Source organism: Posidoniimonas polymericola (assembly GCF_007859935.1).
Taxonomy (GTDB): domain Bacteria; phylum Planctomycetota; class Planctomycetia; order Pirellulales; family Lacipirellulaceae; genus Posidoniimonas; species Posidoniimonas polymericola.
In genome coordinates, this window is record NZ_SJPO01000001.1 from 969,092 (window position 1) to 991,827 (window position 22,736).

A 22,736-nucleotide genomic window follows, 5' to 3' on the forward strand; every position below is an offset into this window, starting at 1 on the left:
TACGGAGGTATTGTAGCGTGCGTGGCTCTGCACCCAGCGAGCAAGAACACCAAGCCACAAAGACACCAAGGAGTCGGGCAGGCCGCCCTCAACTTCTTTGTGCCTTCGTGCCTTGGTGGTTCCAAGGCACTCAAATGTCACGCGTGCCGCCTAGCCCGAGCCAAGCTGCCTGAACGTCTCAACATCCTGCGGATGGATCGACCCGTCGGGCAGGGGTCCGGTGTTCAACAGCAGGTTGCAGTTGCTGGCGTTGGCCGCGGCCAGCAGCTCGCGGACCTCGGTCGGCGACTTGTGCGCTTGGTCGTCGGCCTTGGTGTAGCCCCACGCACCGGGCTGCATAGTGTCGCAGATCTCGTTGTGCTTGGACTTGTTCTGCCGCCAGGCGTGCGCCGCGATCTTTGCCGCCTCGTCGCCGTACCGCTTGGCGATCTCCTTCTCGAGCGAGTGGCCCGAACGCTCCGGGGCCGCGAAGTCCTCGGTCCCGGTGGCGCCCTGCTTCGCGCTGATCAGGCAGTGCGGCTGCAGGCGGCGGATCTCCTGGTAGATCGACTCCATCGGGAACAGGTCCGGCCGGCCGTAGTAGCCCATCAGCGGGTCGAACCAGATGCCCGCGACCGGCCCGTAGTTGGTGAGCAGCCGGCGGATCTGCCCGGTGGCGTCTTCCAGGTAGTGCTGGAAGTCCTCGTCTTGCTGGAATTTGTATTGGGGTGGTTGCTCGGCGTAGTCGGGCCGGGCGATCGGGTTGAACTCTCGCGGGTAGAAATACGGGTGATGCCAGTCCGCGAACAGCGAGTAGTAGAAGAAGCAGCCCAGCCCCTTGCGGTGGCACTGCTCGGCCAGCTCGCCGCACAGGTCGCGGCCGCAGGCGTCGGCGGAGTTCCAGCCGTCGTTCTCCGCATCGAACATGCAGAAGCCGTCGTGGTGCTTGCTGGTCAGGTTGACGTACTTCATGCCGGCCTCGAGCGCCAGGTCGGTGATGAAGTCGGCGTCGAACCGGTCGGGGCGGAACTGCTGGGCAAGCTTCTCGTACTCGGCGACCGGGATCTGCTCGCGGTACATCACCCACTCGTGCCGCCCGAGCAGCGAATACAGCCCGTAGTGCATGAACAGGCCGAACTTGGCGTCGGCGAACCACGCGAGCGACGCCGCCCGCGGGTCGGCGTCGTAGGCGTTCTTGTACGCCCGCAGATGCGGCGGCGCCAGCGAGGACTCAGTCGCCCGGCAGATGCTCGCCGCGTTCAGTGAGACGAACGTTCCCAAGGACGCGGAGAGGAATTCGCGGCGCGCAACGCTCATGAATTTGCCGGGGTGATGAGGAGAGGGGGAGCAGCGGCTGCCACACCGAAGCCGTGTCGAAGCCGATCAGCAGCCAGCGGAGTGAGAATCGCCAACGCAGCCTCATGCCGACCGATTGGTTGGGGCCAAGGTAACCATTTCAGGGCATTGTACCCATTCGCTGGCGTTCGCAAGAATAAAACCACCAAGCCACAAAGACACAAAGCAGCGGAGCAGAGATTGCCCCGCGTGCTTTGTGCCTTCGTGGTTCAAGTAGTGCTCGCGGAGGCCGACGCTACTTCGCCGGCATGCCGACGATCTGCAGCTGCTTGTCGTACTCGAGCTGGATCGTGTAGGCGATGGTCTGCTGGTCCAGGCCGGCGGCGCCGGCGGGGACCTTGAGGTCCCACCGCAAGAGGCCGTCCTTCCGCTGCTTCTTCAGGTACTCCTGGTCCTCCGAGAGCGGCTTTCCCGGCTCGACCAGTGTGACCTTGATCTCGTCGCTGTTGGGCTTGGGGAGCCGGTCCATCAGCCGCACGTCGACCTCCTCGCCGCTGAAGTTCTCGAGCGACAACTGGTAGTCGAATGTCACCAGCCGGTTGCCGCCCTGCGTGCGGCTCTTCTTCTCGACCAGCTCGCGCGACACCCGCAGGGCGGTGTCGATGCCGAGGCCGACCTGCAGACTCTCGCCGGCGGCGACCGTGGGGACCTCGCCGCGACCGACGAACTCGCCCGCCAGGAAGGTCGCCGACGGGCCGGCCAGCAAGACCATGTCGGTGCTGTTGACGAGCATCGCCTCCTTGTAGACGAACTCGGTCAGCACGGGCGTCGCCAGGCGGTAGAACCGACCCTCCAGCGGCAGCGACGCGATCTGGATCAGCTGGCGGTCCGAGCGGCTCGGCAGCGAGGCCGACGACTCCAGTTGGTAGCTGACGCTGATGCCCTGGCTGTTGGCGGGCTGCTGCTCGGCGACGCGGCCGCGGCCCAAGTCGCCGTTGAAGTCGAGCAGCTGCATCTCATCACTGATGCGGTTGAGCCCGGCGTCGGCCGTGACCGAGCTGCCGGCGAACATCCCGCCGAAGCCTCCCCCCCTGCCGCCTGCAAAGCCCGGCGTAGCCGGGGCGTTCGGGGCAGACTCGCTCTGGATGTGGTCGGCGAACATGTCGTTGAGCCGCTCGCCGGCCATCGGTCCGTCGAACACCGGGCTGTCGGCCGCGTACGAGTTGCGGAGCGTGGCCAGCTTGCGCTGCTGCTGCATCAGCTCGCTCTTCGCCTTGGCGAAGTCGCGGCTGGCGGCCTGCTGCTCGGGCGTCGGCGCGGCCAGGCGGATGGCCAACGGGTCGAGCCGCGGCGCGGTGGCCACCAGCGACGGCGTGGCGGTCGACAGCGTCATGTCGACATCGGTCCAGTCCTCGCCGCTCATCTGCTGGATCGAGGCGTTGTACTCGACCGTCACGCGGCCCGCCTCGGCGTCGGCCCGCAGGTTGTACGACGGGGACCACGTGGCGTCGGTCACGATGTAGGTCAGGCTGAGCTGCTTGGCTCCCGGCTGGCCGAGGTCGGCGAACACCACCGCCTCGCGGACCGTCTTGGCCGAGCCCTGGGTAAGCTGGTTGCGTTTGCGCTGCCGCAGCTCAAGCTCCTGCCGCAGCTCCCGCTCCTCGACCTGCGAGGTAAGTTCTTGCTCGGCGATCTCGGTCCGCTCCTGGAACACAAACTGGGTGAGGCTCTTGAGCGTCTCGGCGTTGAGGACGCCCGACTTCAGCTCGGCGTTCGCGGTGCCGGTGGTGAAGCCCTCCATCTGCTTGAGGTACTCGGTCCGCTCTCCCAAGAGCGCCCGGCGGCGGGCGTTGGCGGCCAGCTTGTCCTGCAGGTCCTGCAGCTGCTGGTCGAGCTCCCGCACCTCGGCCCGCACGTCTTGCTCGACCGGCCGGGTGCGGTACCGCACGCTGCGGACCACGACTCCATCTCCTGGTTCGGCGTAGAGGCTGCCGGGCTGCACCTTGGCGGGCAGACCAGTGACGACGATCTCGGTCAGCCCGCCGGCGTTCTCGAGCTCGATCTGGCGGGTCACCAGGGCCTGGCCTTGGTACACCGTGACCGCCGACACGCGGCCCTCGGTCGTGGTCGACTCGGCGGCAAGGCAGGGCAGGGCAGCGGACAGCAGGACCAGTAGAGCTGGCAGACAGCGGGCGGGCATGGGAAGTTGCTCCGAGGAAGGGAAAAGCGGGCTCTTTCCCCTGGGACGCAGTATAGAGGGAAAGAGTTCCCAACAATTCTGGCCGGCCTCAGAGTGCAAGGTGACGGCGCCAGTCTGGTATATTCTCGCGTGGTGCCCGGAACCAGGCCGGGCCGCTTCGTTAAGCCGGGCGAGCGACAGGATGACCGATCGGGAATCGCGTGATCGAGGGAAGCATCGGGCGATGCCAGTGCTGCTCGTAGCGGTGCTTCTGTTCTATCTTGGCTCCTATCTGGTACTTACCCTGCAGGGCGAGTATCAACCAACAGCGGTCGGTCTCAATGGCCCCAAGGTCGTGAACTGGACCCCGAGAGGGTTCTTCTCAGCGAATGACATGGAGTGGAACCTGCCGCTGCTGACGGTGTACGCACCCCTGTTCTACGCTGATAACCGCTGGTGGCATTCGGAAGATTGGGCGCCGGAGTTACACGCCTACTAACGCGAGAAGAGACTTGGTTAAACCCGAGAAAATGACCGACCGCAGCCGCCGCGTGCTGGCGATGGCGGGCGAAGAGGCAAACGCCCGCGGAGCCGACGCGGTCGAGCCGCAGCACCTCTTGCTGGGCCTGCTTCGCGACCAGGGATTGGCTCAGTGTGCGCTCGGAAACGCCGCCGGTTTGGACTACGAGAAGTACAGCGCTACGTTGCCGCACCCAAACGACCAAGGCGGACCGCAACGCGAGCTGCCGTTCTCGGAGCAGAGCCAGTCGGCGCTCGATGCGGCGATCGAGGAGCTATCGCCCCTCGGTCACAACTACGTCGGCACCGAGCACCTGCTGCTGGGGCTTGCCAGGGAGTCTGGCGGCGCCGAATCTTTGGACCTAGCAAGCCTCGGCACGTCGTTCAGCGAAATCCGCGCCGAGGTCTACGGCATCCTCGGTCACGATGTTCCCCAGTAACAACGCAAGCGAATGAGTCACCAGAATCCCCTCCTAGAAGTCTGCATCGGCTCCCTCCCCGACGCCCTGGCGGCCGAGCAGGCCGGCGCGAACCGCCTTGAGCTGTGCGGCGCGCTCGAGCTCGGCGGGCTGACGCCGTCGCTCGGGTTGGTGGAGCAGGTCGTCGAAGGGACCAAGCTGCCGGTGCTGGCGATGCTGCGGCCACGGGCGGGTGGGTTTGCCTACCGCGAGGACGAGCTGGCCGTCATGCTGCGAGACGCCCGGCACTTGGTTGTCGCCGGTGCGAGTGGCGTGGTGTTCGGCGTGCTGACGGCCGACTCGCGGATCGACCGCGAGGCGACCGCCCGGCTGGTGGATGCGGCCGACGGGAAAGAGGCCGTAGTACACCGCGCGTTCGACTTTGTCACCGACCCGGCCGCGGCGCTCGATGAGCTGATTGAGCTCGGCGTGACGCGGGTGCTGACCACCGGCGGGCCGGCGACGGCGCTCGAAGGCGCGCACGCGTTGGCCTCGCTCATCGAGCAGGCCGCCGGTCGCATCGAGATCCTGCCCGGCGGCGGGGTACACGCGGCGGGCGTGGGCGAGCTTGTCCGCCGCACCGGCTGCGCCCAGGTGCACATCGGCGCGGCCCAGTCGTGGCTCGACCCCTCGCTGACCGGCGCCCAGGCCGCCTCGCTGTGCGACCTCAAACGCCTCGCCGCGGGCGAGCTGCGCGCCGTTGACTCCCAAGCCGTGGCCGCGGTGCGGGCGGCTTTGGATCAGCCGCCGGTCTGAGCCTCGGCCGCCTGCTCGTCGGCGGGCTCGGCGGTGTCGTCGGCGGCGGCGAGCTGCAGCCCCCGCAGCGCGTTCTGGCCCTTCCGCGAGTAGTTGATCGAGTCGCCCAGGATCCGCGCGGCGTACTGGCCGGCGTGGAAGCCCGACGAGTTCTCGGCCTCGACGTAGTCGACGTAGAAGCTCGCCTTGCGTTGCCACTGCAGGGCCTCGGCGAGCTGCTCGTCGGTCGCGCCGGCCTCCTTGGCGACCTTGATGTCGTCGATCAGGTCGACCAGGGCGTTCAGCGCCGACTCGACCAGGTGGCGGTGCGTGGTCTGGATGTTCTCCGCCCGGGCGATCAGCTCGGCGTCGTCCTGCTTGTGGCACGTGCCGCAGGCGCGGTTGACGTTCAAGAGCGGGCTGCGGACGTGGTGGTCGCTGATCTTGGTGCCGCCGACCCGTTTGTACGGCATGTGGCAGTCGGCGCAGGTGACGCCGCTCTTGGCGTGGATGCCCTGGCTCCAGAGCTCGAACTCGGGGTGCTGGGCCTTGAGCATCGGGGCTCCGGTTTCGGCGTGGGTCCAGTCCTTGAAGCCGGCCTCCTCGTAGTAGGCGTAGGCGTCGTCGATGGTGAGGCCCTTGTCCCACGGGTAGGTGAGCCGCTTCTTCTCGCCCTTGAAGTAGTACTCGACGTGGCACTGGGCGCAGACGTAGGTCCGCATCTCGTGGCGGGTAGCCTGGGTGTTGACGTCGTAGTCGTCGACGCCTTCGGAGGCCTTAGCGGCGGCGATGCCCTCGATGAACGCCGGTCGCGTGACGCGGAGCGCCATGGTGTCGGGGTCGTGGCAGTCGATGCAGGCCACGGCGTGCGACAGGTGCTCTTTGGCCTCCATGTAGGGCATCATGTTGAGCTTCTCGAAGCCGACCATGATGTCGCCATCGCCGAGCTCCTTCATCGCCACGTAGGTCGACGCGTGGCAGTTGATGCAGGTGCCGGGCTGGCCGACCTTCTGCCGCTCGGTGTACATCTGATCGGTCAGCATGTAGGCGTGGCCGCGCTCTTCGCGGAAGTCCTTGGCGAAGGCGTAACCCGCCCACATCCGCTTGAGCTGCGGGATGGTCTCGAGCTTGCTCTTGGAGACCACGTCGCGCGGGTCCTCGTCGGTGGGGACGTTGGGCACCGCCTCGCTGCCGCCGTAGGTTGTCTGCGTCATGTCGGCGGTCTTCAGATAGTCGTCGTACTGCAGCGGCCAGTTCTGACCCCAGATGGCCGGGTCGGTGGTGTCGTCGGTCACCTCGGCCACGCGGACGATCGGCGTGCGGGCCTCGATCTTGTGCTGCTGCACATCCAGCAGCAGCGACGCAATCGCGAAGCACGCGCCCCCGGAGATCACAGCGACCAGCAGGAGCAGCCAGAAGGAGGTTTTTCCGGAGTGACGCATGGCGGGTCGGTCCCTGAAGTAGCTTGCGGTAGAGGATTAGGAGGCGGCGTTTAGCGGTCGTGCCCGACTGTGCTGTGGCAGCGGATGCAGGCGAGTTCCTCGAACTGGCCGCCGCCGGTGGCGGTCGCCTCGATCGAGTGCGTCACGTCGGCGTGGCAGTAGCGGCACGCCTGCTCGGTGACGCCGCGGTTGTAGTCGGTGATGCGGATGTTCTCCGGGAAGTCCCCGGTGGTGAACGCCAGCGAGTGGAAGAAGCCGTTGCGGGCCTTGCAGTAGTACTTGCCAGCTAGGTCGTGCGGGGCGTGGCAGTCGTTACAGGTCGCGAACTTGCCGTGCGACGACTTCACCCACGCGTCGACGTGCCCCTGCATGACGTGGCAGTTGGCGCACGCGTTGGGGTCGTTTGTCAGGTAACTGGCGCCCTCGGCGTAGACAAACGTAAACGCGCCTAGCCCGATCGCGGCGCCGATCAACGCCGCGCACAGCAACGCCAAGACGGTCAGTCCAACAACAGCGTGGCGACGACTCACGCGGCAATCCATGCGGGAGGAGCAGAGTTGGTGATGAGGTGCTGAAGAGGCAAACGGCCGGCGTCCTGGCCGGCGGTTCGCTGAAGCTTAGCGGGCGGGTGATGCCGGTGCAATCAACGGCATCCAGAAAAGAAATAGGAGACAAACGACTCCATTTGGCTGGTTGCCGGAGTGCGTTCCAACGCTCGTTACGAGGCGGGCGCCGCTTGTTGTGTTCGCGCGGACCGCGCACTAAGAACGCCGCGCCCGAGCGAGTCGGACGCGGCGTTGAGAGAGTACTCGAGCCTTGCAGGGCGAGGGCTAGTCTTTGCCCTTGCCGCCGCGGAACCCTCGGAAGCTGCCGCCACCACCACCCTGCTGTGCCGCGGGCGGGCCGGAGGGGCCACGCGAACGCTGCACGTTAGGCGCGGGGGCCGCGCGACGCGAAGGAGCCGGCTGCGTTTGGACACGCGGCGATTGGGCGCGTTGCGGCGCGCTACGCTGCGGCTGCACCTGCGGAACAGAACGCCGCTGCACATTCGGTTGGCTCTGCTGCGGCATCGAGCGGTTCAGCTGCGGAGCGGCGGACGGCGACTGGCCGCCGCGGAATCCGCGGAACGAGGGCTGGCCCTGCTGCGAACCCTGCGGCTGCGAGCGCTGCTGGAGGTCCCTTTGCTGCTGGGCACGCTGTTGCTGCGACCGCTGCTGATCCTGAGCGCGTTGCTGCAGGGCCCGCTGCTGTTGGTCTCGCTGCTGCTGAGCACGCTGTTGGTCCTGCTGGGCACTGGCGTCCGGCCCGCGGTAGGCACGCAGCTCGCGATTCTGCTGCCCCTCAGGGCCACGGTTGCCGCGCGAGCGGGCATCGTTACCGTCCTGGTTGCTGAAGGTCCGCTGGTCGCGACGCTGGTCCATCCGCTGGCGGGGGTCGGCTTGAGCGCGAGCCTGCTGCTCTGCTCGTTGCCGTGCCTGCGTTTGGGCCTGCTCTTGAGCCTGGGCCTGCTGCTGCGAACGCGCCTGCTGTTCGACCTGCGGCTGCTGAGACCGGGCCTGTTGGCTCGCCTGATTGCCGCGCTGGCGGTTGCCCCGCTCGCCCTGCTGGGTAGCCGACCGACCGCGCTCGCGGGCCCAGTCGGGCAGGTTCAGCTGAGCAGTGGCGTCGACCGAGTTGCGGCCGCGGTTGCCGCGTTCGCCGTTGCGAGCCTCGGAGTCGACCGTGTCGCGATCCCTACCTGGTCGCTGGTCGCGCTGCGAGAACTGGCGGTCGCCGCCGCGCTCGACCTGCTCTCTCTGCCGCCGGAACTGATCGTACTGGCCGGCCTGCTGGCCCAGCCGGTCGAGCTGACCGTTGTCCACGCGGGTGAGGCGGAAATCGTTGCGGTTAGAGCGGTGCAGCTGCTCGGCGTTGCGGACGAGACTGTTGCGGTCAAAACTGTTATCACGGCGACTACGGTTGTCGTCATTGTGATTCCACTGCTTCCAGTCGTTATTCCAGTGGTTGTGAGCCCGGTTCTGCCAGCCGCTTTGGTTGCGTCCGAAGTTCCAAGCGTAGTACGCCAAAAGCGGGTCGTAGCCGCGGTTGCCGTAGTAGCCGTAGCGGGTGTTGTAGGCCGAGTGCCAAGGGCGGTAGCTGTTGTAGTTTGCGTAGTAGCTGCTCGGGCCGTAGTGGTAGCCATACCGAGGGCCGACGAACAACGAGGTCAGCAGTCCGACCGTGCTGAGCACGCTCCGCGGGCGGTAGCGGTAGCCCACGCCGTAGCCCGAGTTCCAATAGACCGGGGCGTACAGCAGGCCGCGCGAGGCGAGTGGGTAGTCCCAGTACCCGTTGACGTAGATGGCGCCACGACGGGTGTAGTAGTAGTGGCTTGGGGTCCAGACCCAGTTTTGATTGCCCTGATACCAGTAGCCTGCCTGCCAGGCGTAGTCGTTGCTGCGGTACTGCCAGCAGCCAGGGATCCAGAAGTAGTTTTCGCCCGGGGCTTCGCTAGTGGGGCCTTCTTCCAGGCTTTCGGGCGGGTACGGAAGGTACTGCACGTTCCGCTGCTCGGCCGAGGTCCAGAAGCCGGGCGTCCAGGTGTAGCCGCGGTCGGCCTGCGACCAGTAGCCCACCACCCACGTCTGACCGGGGGGCAGATTGCGGTACACGCCGCTGACCCAGATGAAGTCGTCGCGGGTGTCGTCCCACATCCAGTAGCCGGGGATCCACTCGACGTTGTCGCCCTCGGGCTTGTACTCCGGGGGCAGCTCGTTGACCGGTTCGGGCGGCTGCTGGTTGATGGTGATGGGCTCGTCGCTGGCGTCGAACCGTAGCGGGTCGGCGAAAGCCTCGTGAACGGGGCCGTGGTCAAGCACTTGGGGGGCGTCGCCAGGCGTTGGGGCGCCGGGGGAATCCGGTTGGGCCAGCGCCGACGTGGCGTACAGGCCGGCGGCAAGCAAGCCGGTGAGGAAACGGTGGGTCATCTAGTAGCTCCGGGAGGAGGTCGACGCGGGGCGTCGGTTTTAGACTTTCTGCGCGGGAATGCAGAATCTTAGTCAAGACACTGTATGCAAAGGCGGCGCCAGAAAACTCCGAATTGCTGCGGGGCCGCGAAACCCCCTGGTTTACCAGCTCACCAACCGGGGGGTGGCCACAGGACAGCCGAGCAGGACCACCCGGACCTATCGACTGCCGACCACCTTGCCAGCGGGGCCGTCAGGGCGGAAAATCCGGGATTCCTCACTCGCACCGAAGGGCGCCAACCGATGCTCGAGCCGCTGGAAGACAAAATCATCACCACCGGACTCACGTTCGACGACGTGCTGCTGGCGCCACGCTACAGCGAAGTCATGCCCTCGGAGGTCGACGTCTCGACCCGGCTGACGTCGCGGATCGCGATGAACATCCCGATCCTCTCCTCTCCCATGGACACCGTCACCGAGCACCGCATGGCCATCGGCCTGGCCCGCGAGGGCGGCCTCGGCGTGATCCACAAGAATATGTCGATCGAGGCCCAGGCCAACGAGGTCGACAAGGTGAAGCGGTCGGCCAACGGCATCATCGTCGACCCGGTCACGCTCCGGCCCACCGCTAGCGTCGCGGAAGCCCGCGAGCGGATGAGCCACGCCCGCGTGTCGGGCGTCCCCATCACGTTCGCGGACGGCAAGCTAGCAGGCATCCTGACGCGTCGTGACCTGCGTTTTCTCGAACGCGACGACCTGCCCGTAAGCGAGGTAATGACCGGGGATCACCTGGTAACGGCTACGGGGACCGTGACGCTTGAAGAAGCTGAGAAGATCTTGATGGCAAAAAAGGTCGAGAAGCTTCTGCTGGTTGACGAAGATTACAAACTGACGGGGCTCATAACGATCAAAGACATCGACATGATGCGTCGGTACCCCCAGGCCGCCAAAGACGGCCAGGGTCGCCTGCGTGTCGGCGCCGCGGTTGGCGTGATGGATCTCGATCGGGCCGGCAGCCTGATAGCAAAGGACGTTGACTTCCTGGTCGTCGATAGCGCCCACGGGCACTCGGCCAACGTCATCGACACCGTCAAGGAGATCAAGAAACGTTTCGAGATAGACGTCGTGGCGGGCAACATCGCCACGGCCGACGGTTGCCGCGACCTGATCAAGGCCGGCGCCGACGCCGTGAAGGTGGGGATCGGTCCTGGATCGATCTGCACGACGCGCGTCATCTCGGGGGTCGGCGTGCCGCAGATCACGGCGGTCCACGCCGCGGCGACAGCGGCAAAGGGAACGGACGTCACGATCATCGCGGATGGCGGCATCCGCTACTCCGGAGACATCACCAAGGCCATCGCGGCCGGGGCCAACCTGGTCATGGTGGGAGGGCTGCTGGCCGGGCTCGACGAGAGCCCGGGCGATCGGGTGCTCTACCAAGGGCGCTCGTACAAGTCCTATCGCGGGATGGGTTCGCTCGGGGCCATGGTGCATGGCTCGAGTGAACGCTACCGCCAAAAAGGCAGCGAGTCGAACAAAGGAAAACTGGTGCCCGAGGGCGTCGAGGGACGCGTCCCCTACAAGGGGCCGCTCGGTTCCTACGTGTACCAGCTGGTGGGGGGGCTGCGGGCCGGTATGGGCTACTGCGGCGCCAAAACAATTCAAGAACTGCGGACGGATACGCAGTTTGTCCGGGTATCGCCGGCAACGGTTAGGGAGAACCATCCCCATGACATCGCAATCACGCAAGAAGCTCCAAACTACTCCGCCGAATACGGCGCCGGGGAGACCGACTAGCGACCTCGCACCGCGGACGGCGGAAGGCGGACGCCCGCCCTACGGCCAGGTGCTCGACGTGGTCGTCCCCCTTTCCCCGTCCGCGTTCCGCTCCCGCCAGGAGCCGCTGTGGGTCCCGGCCGGTTTGCTCGCCGTGCTCGTGACGCTGGTCTCGGCGCTGGGCGCGTTCGGCGGCGAGGTCTCGGACTCGGGCTGGAAGAGCACCGCCCCGACCAACCAGCTCACCCCAAGCCGGCGTGTGCAGCAGTTCCGCCCGGCCACCGCGCCGCGGCAGGCACCCGCCGCCCAGCAGGTCAACCGCGGCAAGCTCCGCCTGGTCGCCTTCGACCCGGACGCCGACAACGGGCGTGCCTCTCACGGCGGCGTGGTGCAGGCGCAGCACGGCAGCGCCCGATTGCAGAGCATCGTGGTCGACCAGAACGGCCAGCGTCGGGGCTACCGTATCGCCCAGGACGACGACCTGCTGGAGGGCTTCCAGGAGCCCTTCGGCGCCGACGATGCCCCGGCGGGCGACAGCACGCCCGACTTTGGCGAACCGATGATCGACGAGCCGATTGGCGGCGAGCCGACCTTCGACGAAGAGCTGCCGCCGCTCGACAACGAGATGGGCGGGCGTGACCCGTTCGACGAGCCGGACGACAAGGCCGCCGCCCCCTCGCCCTCGGACGACCGGGACTTCGGCGGCCTGCGGGACGTCCCCAAGGAGGATCTCGGCCGCCCGGCGCCGCGTCGCGATACCAAGCAGTCGTCGGCGAGCGACTACCAGAAGGCGATGCAGAACTGCAGCGAGGAACTGGCCGAGCTGAAGGCGAGCCGCATCGCGCAGATCGACCTGCAAATTCACCCGACCGGCTCCGCCGGCGAGGACTTCCCGATCGAGTGCGGCATCGACGACGGCACGCCGTTCGCCGACCGCCAGTGGGACCAGGTCTGCTACATGTGGAAGGCCTCGGCGTTGTGCCACAAGCCGCTGTACTTCGAAGACGTGCAGCTCGAACGCTACGGCCACAGCTGGGGCCCGGCGGTGCAGCCGATTGTGTCCGGCGTGCACTTCTTCACCCGCATCCCGGCGATCCCGTACATGATGGGCATCCAGGCGCCCAACGAGTGCGTCTACACGCTGGGGCACTACCGGCCGGGCAGCTGTGCCCCGTACCTGATCGAGCCGATCCCGTTCACTTGGCGGGCGGCGGCCATGCAGGGCGCCGCGGTCAGCGGCGTGGTGTTTGGGCTGCCCTAACTAGCAGGCGGCAAACGAAAACGAAAAAAGCCCTGGCGGGCGAACCCGCCAGGGCTTTTGTTTTTTGAGGGGTAGTACGGCTCCGCTTAGCGAACGCGACGCAGCGCCGGGACCAGGCCGCCGATCAGCAGCAGCGTGGCGACCGGCTCGGGGACGCTCGGCGTCACGCTCAGGGCGAGCAGGTACGAGCCCGACTCCGGGTGCCCGCCGTCGAACATGTTGGCTGTGGCGAACGAGTCGCCCAGCGTCGGGTAAGAGAGGTCGCCGTCGTAGCCCGACACCGCCACGTAGTAGAGGCCGGTCGACGGGATGACGTAGCCGATGCTGGCTCCGTACTCAAGGCCCGCGTCGTCATCGAAGGCGACCAGCGTCTCGGCCGAGTCAAAGATGCCGAGCACCACGTCAGGATTGGAGCCAAGCGGCAGGCCCTTCAGCCCGGTTGCATTGGCGACCAGCACGTCGCCCAAGCTGAGATCGACAGAGAATACGTCGACGCCGCCCGCGTTCAGCGTGAGCACGCCGGCGTCGGCGTACGGCACGGCGCCAATTGCTATGGCGTCCGCGGTAGCGGGAGTGTTGTTGGGTTCACTCTCGATAATGGCGGCCTGCGAAACGGCCGCGGTGAGCGCAAAGAGTGCGCCCGAAGAAAGGGAGCTGCAAATCGTCCGGATCATTAGATCCGCCCTCTGGAGAGGTGTGACCGGAAATCGTAGATGGGCTGCATGCGCAGATTACCTGGGCTTCAGGGGTGGGTCAATTGTTTCTCGCCGTTTTCCTGGGCTCGCACGAAGAGACCCCTGCAAGGTTGTGATCGGCTCCGACCTCGGGGCCGAAAATCGCCCGGGAGTGGCCTAATACGGTAGGCTGGGGGGCGGCGATGGGGCCGCCACGGGGCGCCTGCGATACTAGCTCGGCGGGTTTGCTTTCGCGCCGCAGGGCCCATGCCGTCCGGAGGAGGCAGCCGGCGCCCGACGAACGTTGTCGGAACGAGGGCGGGACTAGAGTTGGTAGGATGACGGCTATGAGCTCGATCCGTGCCCGAACGCCCGCGACCCCAGGCGACGATCGACCGTTCCGGTTCGATCTGCGGATGATGTTCTTAATAAGCAGTGTTTGCGCGGTCCAAGCGGCTCTGCTTGGCTACTTCCTGCAAGACGCCAGTCTCGCGGACAAGGGGATGCTGTTGGCCGGCTGCGCTGCCGGGCTAGCGCTGCACGCCGTCTTGCACAGCCTAGGGCGGCGATGGCGCCCGGCCCATTCCGAGGCGCCAGTACGGATCCCGCTGCCCAACGCCCCGTCGATGCCCCAGCGGATCGCCCGATTGTTCTTCTACGGAGCCGCAATCGCCTCGTTCGCTGGCATGATGGCGCACGGGGAGGACCACGTGTCGCGCGCCTTCTGGGCGGGCTTGCTGCTGATGCAGATGACCATGAGCACGGCGGATCAGCTGCTGTTCGACCGCGACTACGGTCGGGCCAATTTCTACCCGACCCACCTGTCGCTCAGTTTGGGCGAGCACCGCAACTGGAAAGAGCTGACGGTTCGCTGGGGCGCGGCCGATGGCGAGGGGCAATGCCTCGCTCTTCTGCTCCCAACCCCGCGGACAATCCGGGAGATCAACCTGCACGTGCCCCGCGAAAAAGTCGAGGCGGTTCAGGAGGTGCTTGCAAGGGCAGCTTGCGCCGAGGAGCTCGCGCTGGATGGCTAGTGATGTGTTGCCAGACGAGCTGATCGACCCGCCGCCGCGGTTTGGGATGCGGGGGCTGATCGCCCTAACGACCGTGGTGGCGGTTGCTATGGCCTGGATGGCGCCGACGCTGCGGGCCTGGGACGCTGAACGCTGGTGGTTGTTTGGCAGCGCCTTCGGCGTGCACGGGATGGCGGCCGGGGGCGGGTGGCTGATTCAGGAGCGGATCATGCGTCGTGCCCGGCGGCAGGCCGGTAGTCGATTGATCTGGCTCACGCGCGCCGAAACCGATGACCGGATGGCCAGCAGGTCGACGACCCTCGCGACCGCTCCCCGTCCGGTTGGGTTCTCGTTCGCAGCCTTGTCGGTAGTATTCTTCTCGTTCCTCGTTTCGGATCAAGTGTTGCGCCCGAGTCAGTCCGGCGGGGACGCGTCGCCCTACTACGCGTACGTGCTTTATGGGGTGATGATGGGCGTTGGCTGCTGGTACGCGTACCGACCGCGGTCGCTGCGTGGGGTGGCCCTCGGCGATGGTGGCGTGTTCCTGGCGGCGGACATGAAGAGTCACCTTTGGGCGAATATCAGCGCGCCGGGGTGGCCGATGGCAGAGGGCAGCGACACCCTTTCGCTGCGAATCGCCGGAAGCTTCCCCAGGTGGGTCGAGGTGACCGTTCCCGACGACCTACAAACCGCGGTCGCAGAGCTGCTCGCCGAAAAGCTTCCGCCGCGGCAGCTCTAGCCTTGCAAGCCCTGAATAGCCCACGGCGCCAGCCGTGGGACCGCACCGTGCTCAGGGTTAGTCCCACGGCTGGCGCCGTGGGCTAGGCAGAAGCTGGCCGCAACGGGGTTCGCGGCTGCTTTAATCGGCAGCGGCCTCGTCGTCCTCGAGGTGCTCTTCCTGCTCCTCTTTCTCCTGCTCGTGCTCCTCGACCGCTTCCTTGTGCGCGGCGTCGCCGCGGCGGCCGTGGCGGCGCTCGTCCAACTCCTCGATCCGCTCCACCCGGCCGTAGAGGATGAGCGTGTCGCCCGCCTCGATGGTGGTGTCGCCGGTCGGGGCGCCGACGTACGGCTTGCCCGGCCGCTGCAGTCCGAGCACCAGCACCCCCTCGGTCGGCAGCCGCAGTTCGATGAGCGTCTTGTCGGCGATCCAGTCTCGGGGCTCCACCAGCAGCTCGCTCACCGCGAAGCCCCCCTGCAGCTGCAGCACCGCCACGAAGTCACGGACCTGCAGGTTGCCCCAGCGCCGAAGCACCCACGCGATCACGATATTAAGCCGCCGCTCGATATACTGGTTGGTGGCCACCAGCCACAGCAAGAACAGCCCGATCAGCAGGGTTATGATATTGAGTGTCCGCTGCCCCGACTCGACCTGCGTCGTGTTCATGAACGACACCATGATGGTCGCCACCACGGCCCCGATGCCGAGGTTGCCCATCAGCATCAGCAGCATCACGATCCGCCGCCGCACCGGGTGGCCGACAATGTCCTCGGCCTCGTTGGTGGTGTAGCCGCACCCGGTGAAGGCCGACCGGGCCTGGAACCGGGCCGACTCGCGGGACATGCCAGTTAGCATCAGCGTCATGGTCGCCACCCGGGTGACGAGCAGCGAGATGGTCAGCACGGTCAGCAGCGAAGCGATAGCAATCAAGGCAGGGAGGCAGTGCTGTCGGGGGGGCGGGGGGGCGGGGGCGAGAGCGATGCCCGAGTTTTCTCACCCGCGGCCCGCGAGGACAAGCCCAGCTGCCGCCGGAACCGGCTCGCACGGGGCCGCCTCAGCGGTTCATCACCTGGCGGTAGTGCCCGGGCGTGACGCCAAACTCGCGCTGGAACGCGACCCGCATCTGCTTGACCGAAGAGAAGCCCGACCGCTGCGCGACCCGGCTGATATTCTCCTTCGGGTTCTCCTTCAGCAGGTGCTTGGCCAGCAGCAGACGCTGGCGGCGGAGGTACTGGTAGGGGGTCTCGCCGAGGACGTCGCGGAAGGCGTACTCGAGCCACCGCCGCGAAACCTCGGACTGCTTGGCCAGCTCGTCGACCGTGATCGGGTCGGCGATGTAGTCGTGCAGGTAGGACAGCGCCCGGCGGAGCCGCGCGTCGGACACGGCGAACATGGCGGTCGAGTCGCGCTCTACCACCTCCAGCGGCGGCACGGTGATGTCGGCCGGGGCGGGTGATTCGCCGCTCATCAGGCGGTCGAGCAGCTCGGCGGCCCGGTAGCCCTCGAGCTGGTCGTTGCGCGCGACGCTGGTGAGCGTCGGCTGAACGTGTTCGCAGATCACCTGCTCGTTGTCCACGCCGACCACCGCGACCTTGTCGGGCGTCGAGATCTGGCTCTGGCGGCAGGCGTCCAGCACGTGCCGCGCCCGGTAGTCGGACACGGCGAACACGCCGCACGGCGTCGGGAGGGCTTGCAGCCAGTCGGCGAGCTGCTGGTGCTGCTCCAGCCAGACCGTGCCGCGGAAGCCGAAGGTCGGCGTCGAGAGGTGCTGCTCGCAGACGGCGTCGTTCTGGGCGAGTCGCTCGCTGAAGCCGCTCCACCGGGCCCGCGAGTACTCGACCCCCTCGAGTCCATAGAAGGCGAAGTTGGTGAACCCACGGCCGAGCAGGTGCTCGGCCGCCAGCCGACCGATCGCCGCGTTGTCGACCATCGCCCGGGGAACGGGCGAGGCCTCGATGGCGCTGGAGATGTTCACCACCGGCGCCGACATGCCGACCGCGCAGTCGGCCTCGGCGGGAGTGTTGATCGCCGCCAGCACGCCGTCGCCGGGCCAGTCGACCAGGTCGAGGACCGACAACGTGAGCGACTCCGGAGCGACCGTGTAGGACCAGCTGCGGCTGTGCTCCGCGGCGTAACGCGTCACCCCAGCGATGAAGTGCTCTTGGTGAGCTCCACGTGGGAAGGCGAGTGCGATTTGCTGATGACGATGCACGATTGCTCGACTGGCTGCTCGGCTGAAAAGCGACAGACCGCCGCGGACAGGGGTGAGTTCCGCGGGGACGGCTGGTTCGAAAAGTCAAAGTTTTTTAGTTTGATTCCCTATCTTCGGCCTCAACGATAGTCGATGGCAATTGCGATTCACGTAGTTGTCTGAATAAAGGGCCGGGTGTCGTGTAGCAACGCGGGAGACGTGTCGGCCTTTGGGCCCGCTTTTGCGACACCCGGTAACGTCCTGCCTCCCACCGCTAGCGAGGTTGATAAGCTAGAGGGGCTCGCTCCCCGCACCGCTACCCAACCCGCATGAATCCGACGCAAAACAACCCGGTCGGCGTGATCGGCCTCGGCTTGCTCGGCTCGGCCCTGGCCGAGCGGCTGGTGGGGGCCGGCTTCGAAGTGCGGGTCTGGAACCGTTCGCGCGAGAAGGCGGCAGAGCTGCTGAAACTCGGGGCAAAGTGGTCCGACAACCCGCTGGCCGAGTGCAGCCGCGTGGTGGTTTGCCTGTACACGACCGAGGTGGTCGAGCAGGTGCTGCAGACGATGGTTCCGGCGATGCAGCCAGGCGGCACGATTGTCGACTGCACCACGGGTGACCCGGTTGGGTCGGCCAGGCTGGGCGAGCGGCTCGCAGGGCAGGGCGTTGGCTACCTTGAGTCGCCGATCGCCGCCTCGAGCGAGCAGACGCGGCGCGGGCAGGCGCTGGCGATTGTCGGCGGGCCGCGCGAGGTGTTCGATGCCCAGCAGGATATTTTCGCCGCCATCGCCGGCCAGACGCACTACGTCGGCGGCTGGGGCGCGGCGGCCAAGGTGAAGCTGGTCAACAACCTCATCCTCGGACTGAACCGCGCGGTGCTGGCCGAAGGCCTGGTGTTCGCCGAGCGGGTAGGGCTCGACCCACGCACTACGCTCGAGGTGCTGCGGCAGGGCAACGCCTACTCGGGCGTGATGGACACCAAGGGCGCCAAGATGGTCGACGGCGATTTTGCGGTGCAGGCGAGGCTGTCGCAGCACGCCAAGGACATCCGCATTGTCCTTGATCAAGCGTCGCAGCACGGCGCGCGGCTTCCCCTGACCGAGCTGCACTTAGAGCTCCTGGCGCTCGGCGAGCGGCTCGGGTTTGGCGAAGACGACAACAGCAGCATCATCCGCGCCGTGCAGCACGCCGCCGCCCAGAGCGAGGCGATCGGTTCCTAGCGTGCCTGGCCGACGCGTCTTGATCGTGCTGCCCGGCGTGCTCGCTTTATCCTCACTACACGACCCGCAAGACAGAGCAGGCAACGCCTCGTGAACCCCTCGACCCGCCGCCATTTCTTGAAACTGGGCACCGCCTCCACCGCCGGCCTCGCGCTGGGGCGTTCTGCCCGCGCATCGTCGGCCAACGAGGCGGTGCGGATCGGCCTGGTCGGCTGCGGCGTCCGCGGCCGGTCGTTCCTGCAGCACGTCGTGGCGGTGTGCGACCCGGACCAGTCGCGGCTCGCCAAGGCGGCGGCCTCGGCCGGCGTCGGCGAGCGCGACGCGGTGACCGACCTGCGGCGGCTGCTCGACCGCTCCGACATCGACGCCGTGGTGATCGCCACGCCCGACCACTGGCACGCGCCGGCGGCGATCCTCGCCTGCCGGGCCGGCAAGCACGTGTACGTCGAGAAGCCGGTGAGCCACAACTTCCGCGAGTCGCAGCTGCTGATCCAGGCGGCCGACCAGGCGGGCGTGACGGTGCAGCACGGCACGCAGCAGCGTTCGCGCAGGTTCACGCAGGACGCCATCGCTATGCTGCACGACGGCGCCATCGGCGACATCCTGGTGGCCAAGGCGTGGAACATCCAGCAGCGGGGCTCGATCGGCAACCACTCGCCCTCGCGCCCGCCTGAGGGGGTCGACTACGACACGTGGGTCGGCCCGGCCGAGTGGCTGCCCTTCCAGGAGAACCGGTTCCACTCCGACTGGCACTGGTGGCGGAACTTCGGCACCGGCGACATCGGCAACGACGGCGCCCACGAGATCGACTACGCCCGCTGGGGCCTCGGCGTCGACGCGTTGCCCAACCGCGTCACGGCCCTGGGCGGCAAGTACTTCTACGACGACGATCAGCAGTACCCCGACACGGCCACCTGCGGCTTCGAGTTCGACCTGCCCGGCGGCAAGACCCGGCAGCTGATGTTCGAGATGCGGCTGTGGACCCGCAACTACCCGATGAACTGCGACTCGGGCGTCGAGTTCTATGGGACCGAGGGGCAGATGTTCCTCAGCAAGCGGGGCAAGCTCCGCGTCGTCGGCCCCAACAACGAGAAGCTGCTCGAAAAACGGCCCGGCGACGAAGACCGCGAGGCGCACGTCAATAACTTTGTCGACGCCATCCGCGGCGACGCCGAGCTCAATGCGCCGCTCACCGAGGCGCACCGCAGCATCGGCCTGATCCACTTGGCGAACATCGCCCTGCAGACCGGCGGGTCGCTGGCGTTCGAGCCGCAGGCCGAGCAGATCCTCGACAACCCGCAGGCGTCGCGGCTGCTTCGTCGCAGCTACCGCCGCGACGGCCACTGGTCGGTGCCCGAGGATGCGGAGCGTAGTGATGCCTGACTTGCTCCCGAGCGACCTGCCAACCGAGTTGCCCGTAGCCCCCGGCTCTGCCGGGGGATCCATCTGTGGGCGGACGCGACCGAACGGCAATCCCCCGGCAGAGCCGGGGGCTACGAGTCGATTGCTGCGGCTGACGCATCTGATCGGGGTTGTGGCGTTGCTCGCCGATTTCGCGGTTGCCGAAGAACCTCGCGTGCTGCGCGTTAGGCAATCACCCGGCCGCGTGGCCGTGAACGTCGGCGAACATCCGGTGATCACCTACGTCTACCACGACGACCAGATCTGTCGGCCGTACTTCTGCGACCTCTTCGGACCGGGCGAGGTCCGCGTCTCGCGCAATCACCCGCCGGTTGCCGGCGAGGACAAGGCCGACCACCCCGACTTCCACCCTGGGCTGTGGCTGGCGTTCGGCGAGCTGAGCGGCGCCGACAACTGGCGGCTCAAGGTTCCGGTTGAGCACGTCAGGCTGGTCCAGGAGCCCGTGGCCGACGGCGACGCGATCGCCTGGGCGGTCGAGAACCGCTACGCCGACGCCGGTGGCGACGAGCTCTGCCGCGAGCGCTGCCGCTACGAGGTTCATTCGCTCCCGGCCGGCTACCTGCTGACCTGGGACAGCACCTTTTACAGCGACCAGCCGTTCTGGTTCGGCGATCAAGAAGAGATGGGCCTCGGTGTCAGGATGGCGACCCCGCTGCGGGTCGAGACGACCGCCGGCCTGCCCGACGGCACGGGCACGATCCTCGACAGCCAAGGCCGCAAGAACGCCGCGGAGGTGTGGGGCCAGACCGCGGACTGGGTCGACTACAGCGGCACGCAGGACGACCAGCCGGCGGGAGTGGCGATCTTCTGCCCGCCGACCAACTTCCGCCCGACCTACTTCCACGCCCGCGATTACGGGTACATCTGCGCCAACGCGTTCTCGACCGCCGCTTTCAAGCTCGGCCCGCCGACCCGCACGACGGTCGAGCCGGGCGAGAGCCTGCGGCTGCGGTACGGCGTGCTGCTGCACGCGGGCAGCGAGTTGACGGCGGACCAGCTTGCCGGCGCTTATAAGCAGTATCTGAGCCTGATCCAACAAAAATCTCAGCAATCGGATTAACCACAACGACACGACGGGCACGACGCAAGCGTCTGTGCGTTGTGCCCGTCGTGTCGTTGTGGTTCCCTACTCACCTAATTCTCAAGACCGGCTTTGGTGACCGCCAAGTCGAAGCCAACGCACGATGCAGCCGATCGACTGGGCGATCCTTCCGATTTACCTGATTGGCATCACGGCGCTGGGGGCGTGGACCGCGCGGCGGGTGCACAGCTCGGGCGACTTCTTCATGCCCCGCCGGTTCGGCAAGGCGATGATGGTCACGTTCGCGTTCGGCACCGGCACCTCGAGCGACCAGGCCGTGACAGTCGCCTCGAAGACCTTGACCAACGGGCTGTCGGCAATCTGGTGGCAGTGGCTCTGGCTGCCGGCGACCCCGTTCTACTGGCTGATCGCCCCGGTGATGCGGCGGCTCCGCGCCACCACCACGGCCGACGTCTACGAGCTGCGCTACGACCGCAGCGTCGGCGTGCTGTTCGCCGTGGTGGGCGTCGCGAGCCTGGCGGCCAAGATCGGCCTCTTGCTGGTCGGCGTCGGCGCGATGGTCGACGCGGTCACCGGCGGCGCGGTGAGCTCGACGCTCGCCATCTTTGTCGTGACCGTGCTGTTCGTCACCTACGGCATGGCCGGCGGGTTGGGGGCGGCGATCGTTACCGACTTTGTGCAGGGGCTGATGACGGTGGTTTTCTCGTTCCTGCTGCTGCCGTTTGTGCTCAACGCTACCGGCGGCCTGGCGGCGGCCAAGGAGACCATCGCCGCCCACAACCCCGAGATGCTCAGCCTGGTGGTTCCGGGCAAGATCGACACGTTCTTTGTTGTGATGTTCTCGCTGCAGGCGCTGGTCGGCATTGTAGCGTACCCATTCATCATGGGCGTGTGCGGGGCCGGCCGCACCGAGCTCGACGGCCGCGTCGGCTTCATGTGCGGCAACATCCTCAAGCGGGTCTGCACCGCCGCCTGGAGCCTCACGGCGCTAGCCGCGGTCGCCTGGTACCTGCAGTCCGGCGCCGACCTTACCGCGATCACGCCCGATCATCTGTACGGCAACATCGCCCGCGAGTTCCTGCCCGACGTGCTGCCGGGCCTGCTGGGGGTGTTCCTGGCGTGTCTGCTGGCGTCGATCATGAGCTCGTGCGACGCGATCATGATCTCGTCCGCCGCGTTGTTCACCGAGAACGTCTACCGGCCGATCGTGCCCGACCGGCCAGAGAAGCACTACATCCAGGTGGGGCGGGTCTCGTCGCTGGCGGTGGTGAGCTGCGGCGTGCTGTTCGCCTTCTGGACGCCCGACGTGGTCGAGGCGCTCAACTTCTGGTTCAAGATCTCGCCGACGATCGGCATCGCGTTCTGGGTCGGCCTGCTGTGGCGTGGCGCCACGCCGGCCGGAGCATGGGCCGGCACACTGGCGGCGCTTGGCGGCTGGTTCGCCGCGACCCGCAGCGCGACCGCGCAGTGGCTCGCACAGTTTGACGCCGCCCGCGAGTGGCATGTCGTGACAGGCTCCGGCGACTCCCTCGGCGTAAACGACCCATGGGTGATCCTGGCCTACATGACCGCCGGCGTGGCGGCGTGCGTCGTGGTGAGCCTGCTCACGCCCAAAACCCCTGCCGAGCGGCTGCAACGATTCTACGACCTGACCCGCACGCCGATCACACCCGACGAAGAGATCGAGCGACCCTGCATGTTGCCGCTCGGCGTGGCGCCCGCCGAGCGGCCCATGCTCACAACCTTCGCGGGTCTGGAGATTCCGATGCCGTCGGCGACTAGCTGGGCCGGCTTCGCCGCCGGCTGGGCGATGGTCGCGGCGCTGATCGGCGGGTTCTTGTGGATCGTGGGATAGACGAGCTGCCC

General features: G+C 67.0%; 19 protein-coding genes. 11 read left to right on the forward strand and 8 right to left on the reverse strand.

The features are described from left to right. Nucleotides 1-150: 150 nt before the first annotated feature. A complete protein-coding gene (locus tag Pla123a_RS03850) occupies nt 151-1,296 on the reverse strand; it encodes an alpha-L-fucosidase (protein WP_146584191.1) in 1,146 nt (381 codons plus the stop codon). A 274-nt stretch (nt 1,297-1,570) separates the two neighbouring features. Then, a complete protein-coding gene (locus tag Pla123a_RS03855; RefSeq protein WP_146584192.1) occupies nt 1,571-3,475 on the reverse strand; it encodes a mucoidy inhibitor MuiA family protein in 1,905 nt (634 codons plus the stop codon). A 223-nt stretch (nt 3,476-3,698) separates the two neighbouring features. Between Pla123a_RS03855 and Pla123a_RS03860 the strand changes: the two genes are divergently transcribed. The 3 genes from Pla123a_RS03860 to Pla123a_RS03870 are packed head-to-tail and all read left to right on the forward strand — an operon-like array spanning nt 3,699 to nt 5,187. Next, nucleotides 3,699-3,953, forward strand: a complete 255-nt coding sequence (locus Pla123a_RS03860) for a hypothetical protein (RefSeq protein ID WP_146584193.1) — start codon at nt 3,699-3,701, stop codon at nt 3,951-3,953. A gap of 31 nt (nt 3,954-3,984) precedes the next feature. Further along, nucleotides 3,985-4,413 carry a Clp protease N-terminal domain-containing protein gene (locus Pla123a_RS03865; protein ID WP_146584194.1) on the forward strand — a complete coding sequence of 143 codons (429 nt, stop codon included), beginning with the start codon at nt 3,985-3,987 and terminating at the stop codon, nt 4,411-4,413. A gap of 12 nt (nt 4,414-4,425) precedes the next feature. Then, nucleotides 4,426-5,187 carry a copper homeostasis protein CutC gene (locus Pla123a_RS03870; RefSeq protein WP_146584195.1) on the forward strand — a complete coding sequence of 254 codons (762 nt, stop codon included), beginning with the start codon at nt 4,426-4,428 and terminating at the stop codon, nt 5,185-5,187. On the opposite strand, the gene Pla123a_RS03875 is transcribed toward Pla123a_RS03870, so the two are convergent. The 3 genes from Pla123a_RS03875 to Pla123a_RS03885 all read right to left on the reverse strand — a co-directional run bounded on the left by Pla123a_RS03875 (nt 5,172) and on the right by Pla123a_RS03885 (nt 9,574). Beyond that, nucleotides 5,172-6,608, reverse strand: a complete 1,437-nt coding sequence (locus Pla123a_RS03875; protein ID WP_146584196.1) for an ammonia-forming cytochrome c nitrite reductase subunit c552 — start codon at nt 6,606-6,608, stop codon at nt 5,172-5,174. The genes Pla123a_RS03870 and Pla123a_RS03875 overlap by 16 nt on opposite strands. Nucleotides 6,609-6,658: 50 nt before the next feature. After that, nucleotides 6,659-7,138 carry a cytochrome c nitrite reductase small subunit gene (gene nrfH / locus Pla123a_RS03880; RefSeq protein ID WP_197527651.1) on the reverse strand — a complete coding sequence of 160 codons (480 nt, stop codon included), beginning with the start codon at nt 7,136-7,138 and terminating at the stop codon, nt 6,659-6,661. Nucleotides 7,139-7,438: 300 nt separating this feature from the next. Further along, nucleotides 7,439-9,574, reverse strand: a complete 2,136-nt coding sequence (locus Pla123a_RS03885) for a hypothetical protein (RefSeq protein ID WP_146584198.1) — start codon at nt 9,572-9,574, stop codon at nt 7,439-7,441. Nucleotides 9,575-9,856: 282 nt separating this feature from the next. Between Pla123a_RS03885 and guaB the strand changes: the two genes are divergently transcribed. Together guaB and Pla123a_RS03895 are read left to right on the forward strand one after the other, a co-directional pair. Continuing rightward, nucleotides 9,857-11,350, forward strand: a complete 1,494-nt coding sequence (gene guaB / locus Pla123a_RS03890) for an IMP dehydrogenase (protein ID WP_146584199.1) — start codon at nt 9,857-9,859, stop codon at nt 11,348-11,350. Further along, a complete protein-coding gene (locus Pla123a_RS03895) occupies nt 11,283-12,590 on the forward strand; it encodes a hypothetical protein (protein WP_146584200.1) in 1,308 nt (435 codons plus the stop codon). The genes guaB and Pla123a_RS03895 overlap by 68 nt, the downstream gene beginning before the upstream one ends. Before the next feature lie 86 nt (nt 12,591-12,676). Here Pla123a_RS03895 and Pla123a_RS03900 read toward each other — a convergent pair whose 3' ends face one another. Beyond that, a complete protein-coding gene (locus Pla123a_RS03900; RefSeq protein ID WP_146584201.1) occupies nt 12,677-13,264 on the reverse strand; it encodes a hypothetical protein in 588 nt (195 codons plus the stop codon). A gap of 347 nt (nt 13,265-13,611) precedes the next feature. Between Pla123a_RS03900 and Pla123a_RS03905 the strand changes: the two genes are divergently transcribed. Continuing rightward, nucleotides 13,612-14,298 carry a hypothetical protein gene (locus Pla123a_RS03905; protein WP_146584202.1) on the forward strand — a complete coding sequence of 229 codons (687 nt, stop codon included), beginning with the start codon at nt 13,612-13,614 and terminating at the stop codon, nt 14,296-14,298. Further along, nucleotides 14,291-15,016 carry a hypothetical protein gene (locus tag Pla123a_RS03910; RefSeq protein ID WP_146584203.1) on the forward strand — a complete coding sequence of 242 codons (726 nt, stop codon included), beginning with the start codon at nt 14,291-14,293 and terminating at the stop codon, nt 15,014-15,016. The genes Pla123a_RS03905 and Pla123a_RS03910 overlap by 8 nt, the downstream gene beginning before the upstream one ends. Before the next feature lie 120 nt (nt 15,017-15,136). Here Pla123a_RS03910 and Pla123a_RS03915 read toward each other — a convergent pair whose 3' ends face one another. Next, nucleotides 15,137-15,925: a TrkA C-terminal domain-containing protein gene (locus Pla123a_RS03915; RefSeq protein WP_146584204.1), complete on the reverse strand. Its 789-nt coding sequence runs from the start codon at nt 15,923-15,925 to the stop codon at nt 15,137-15,139. Nucleotides 15,926-16,049: 124 nt separating this feature from the next. Beyond that, entirely contained in the window at nt 16,050-17,207 is a 1,158-nt protein-coding gene (locus tag Pla123a_RS03920) for an AraC family transcriptional regulator (RefSeq protein WP_146584205.1), read from the reverse strand. 308 nt (nt 17,208-17,515) lie between these two features. Here Pla123a_RS03920 and Pla123a_RS03925 point away from each other — a divergent pair, with 308 nt between their 5' ends. The 4 genes from Pla123a_RS03925 (at nt 17,516) to Pla123a_RS03940 (ending at nt 22,725) form a co-directional block, all read left to right on the forward strand. Further along, nucleotides 17,516-18,406, forward strand: coding sequence for an NAD(P)-dependent oxidoreductase (locus Pla123a_RS03925; RefSeq protein ID WP_146584206.1), 891 nt, complete (start codon nt 17,516-17,518; stop codon nt 18,404-18,406). Between the two features lie 90 nt (nt 18,407-18,496). After that, nucleotides 18,497-19,789: a Gfo/Idh/MocA family protein gene (locus Pla123a_RS03930; RefSeq protein ID WP_197527652.1), complete on the forward strand. Its 1,293-nt coding sequence runs from the start codon at nt 18,497-18,499 to the stop codon at nt 19,787-19,789. Nucleotides 19,790-19,982: 193 nt separating this feature from the next. Next, the gene (locus Pla123a_RS03935) at nt 19,983-20,888 is read left to right on the forward strand and encodes a DUF6807 family protein (RefSeq protein WP_197527653.1); all 906 of its coding nucleotides are present in this window, start codon (nt 19,983-19,985) and stop codon (nt 20,886-20,888) included. A gap of 124 nt (nt 20,889-21,012) precedes the next feature. Next, nucleotides 21,013-22,725, forward strand: a complete 1,713-nt coding sequence (locus Pla123a_RS03940; protein WP_146584209.1) for a sodium:solute symporter family protein — start codon at nt 21,013-21,015, stop codon at nt 22,723-22,725. Nucleotides 22,726-22,736: the final 11 nt, after the last annotated feature.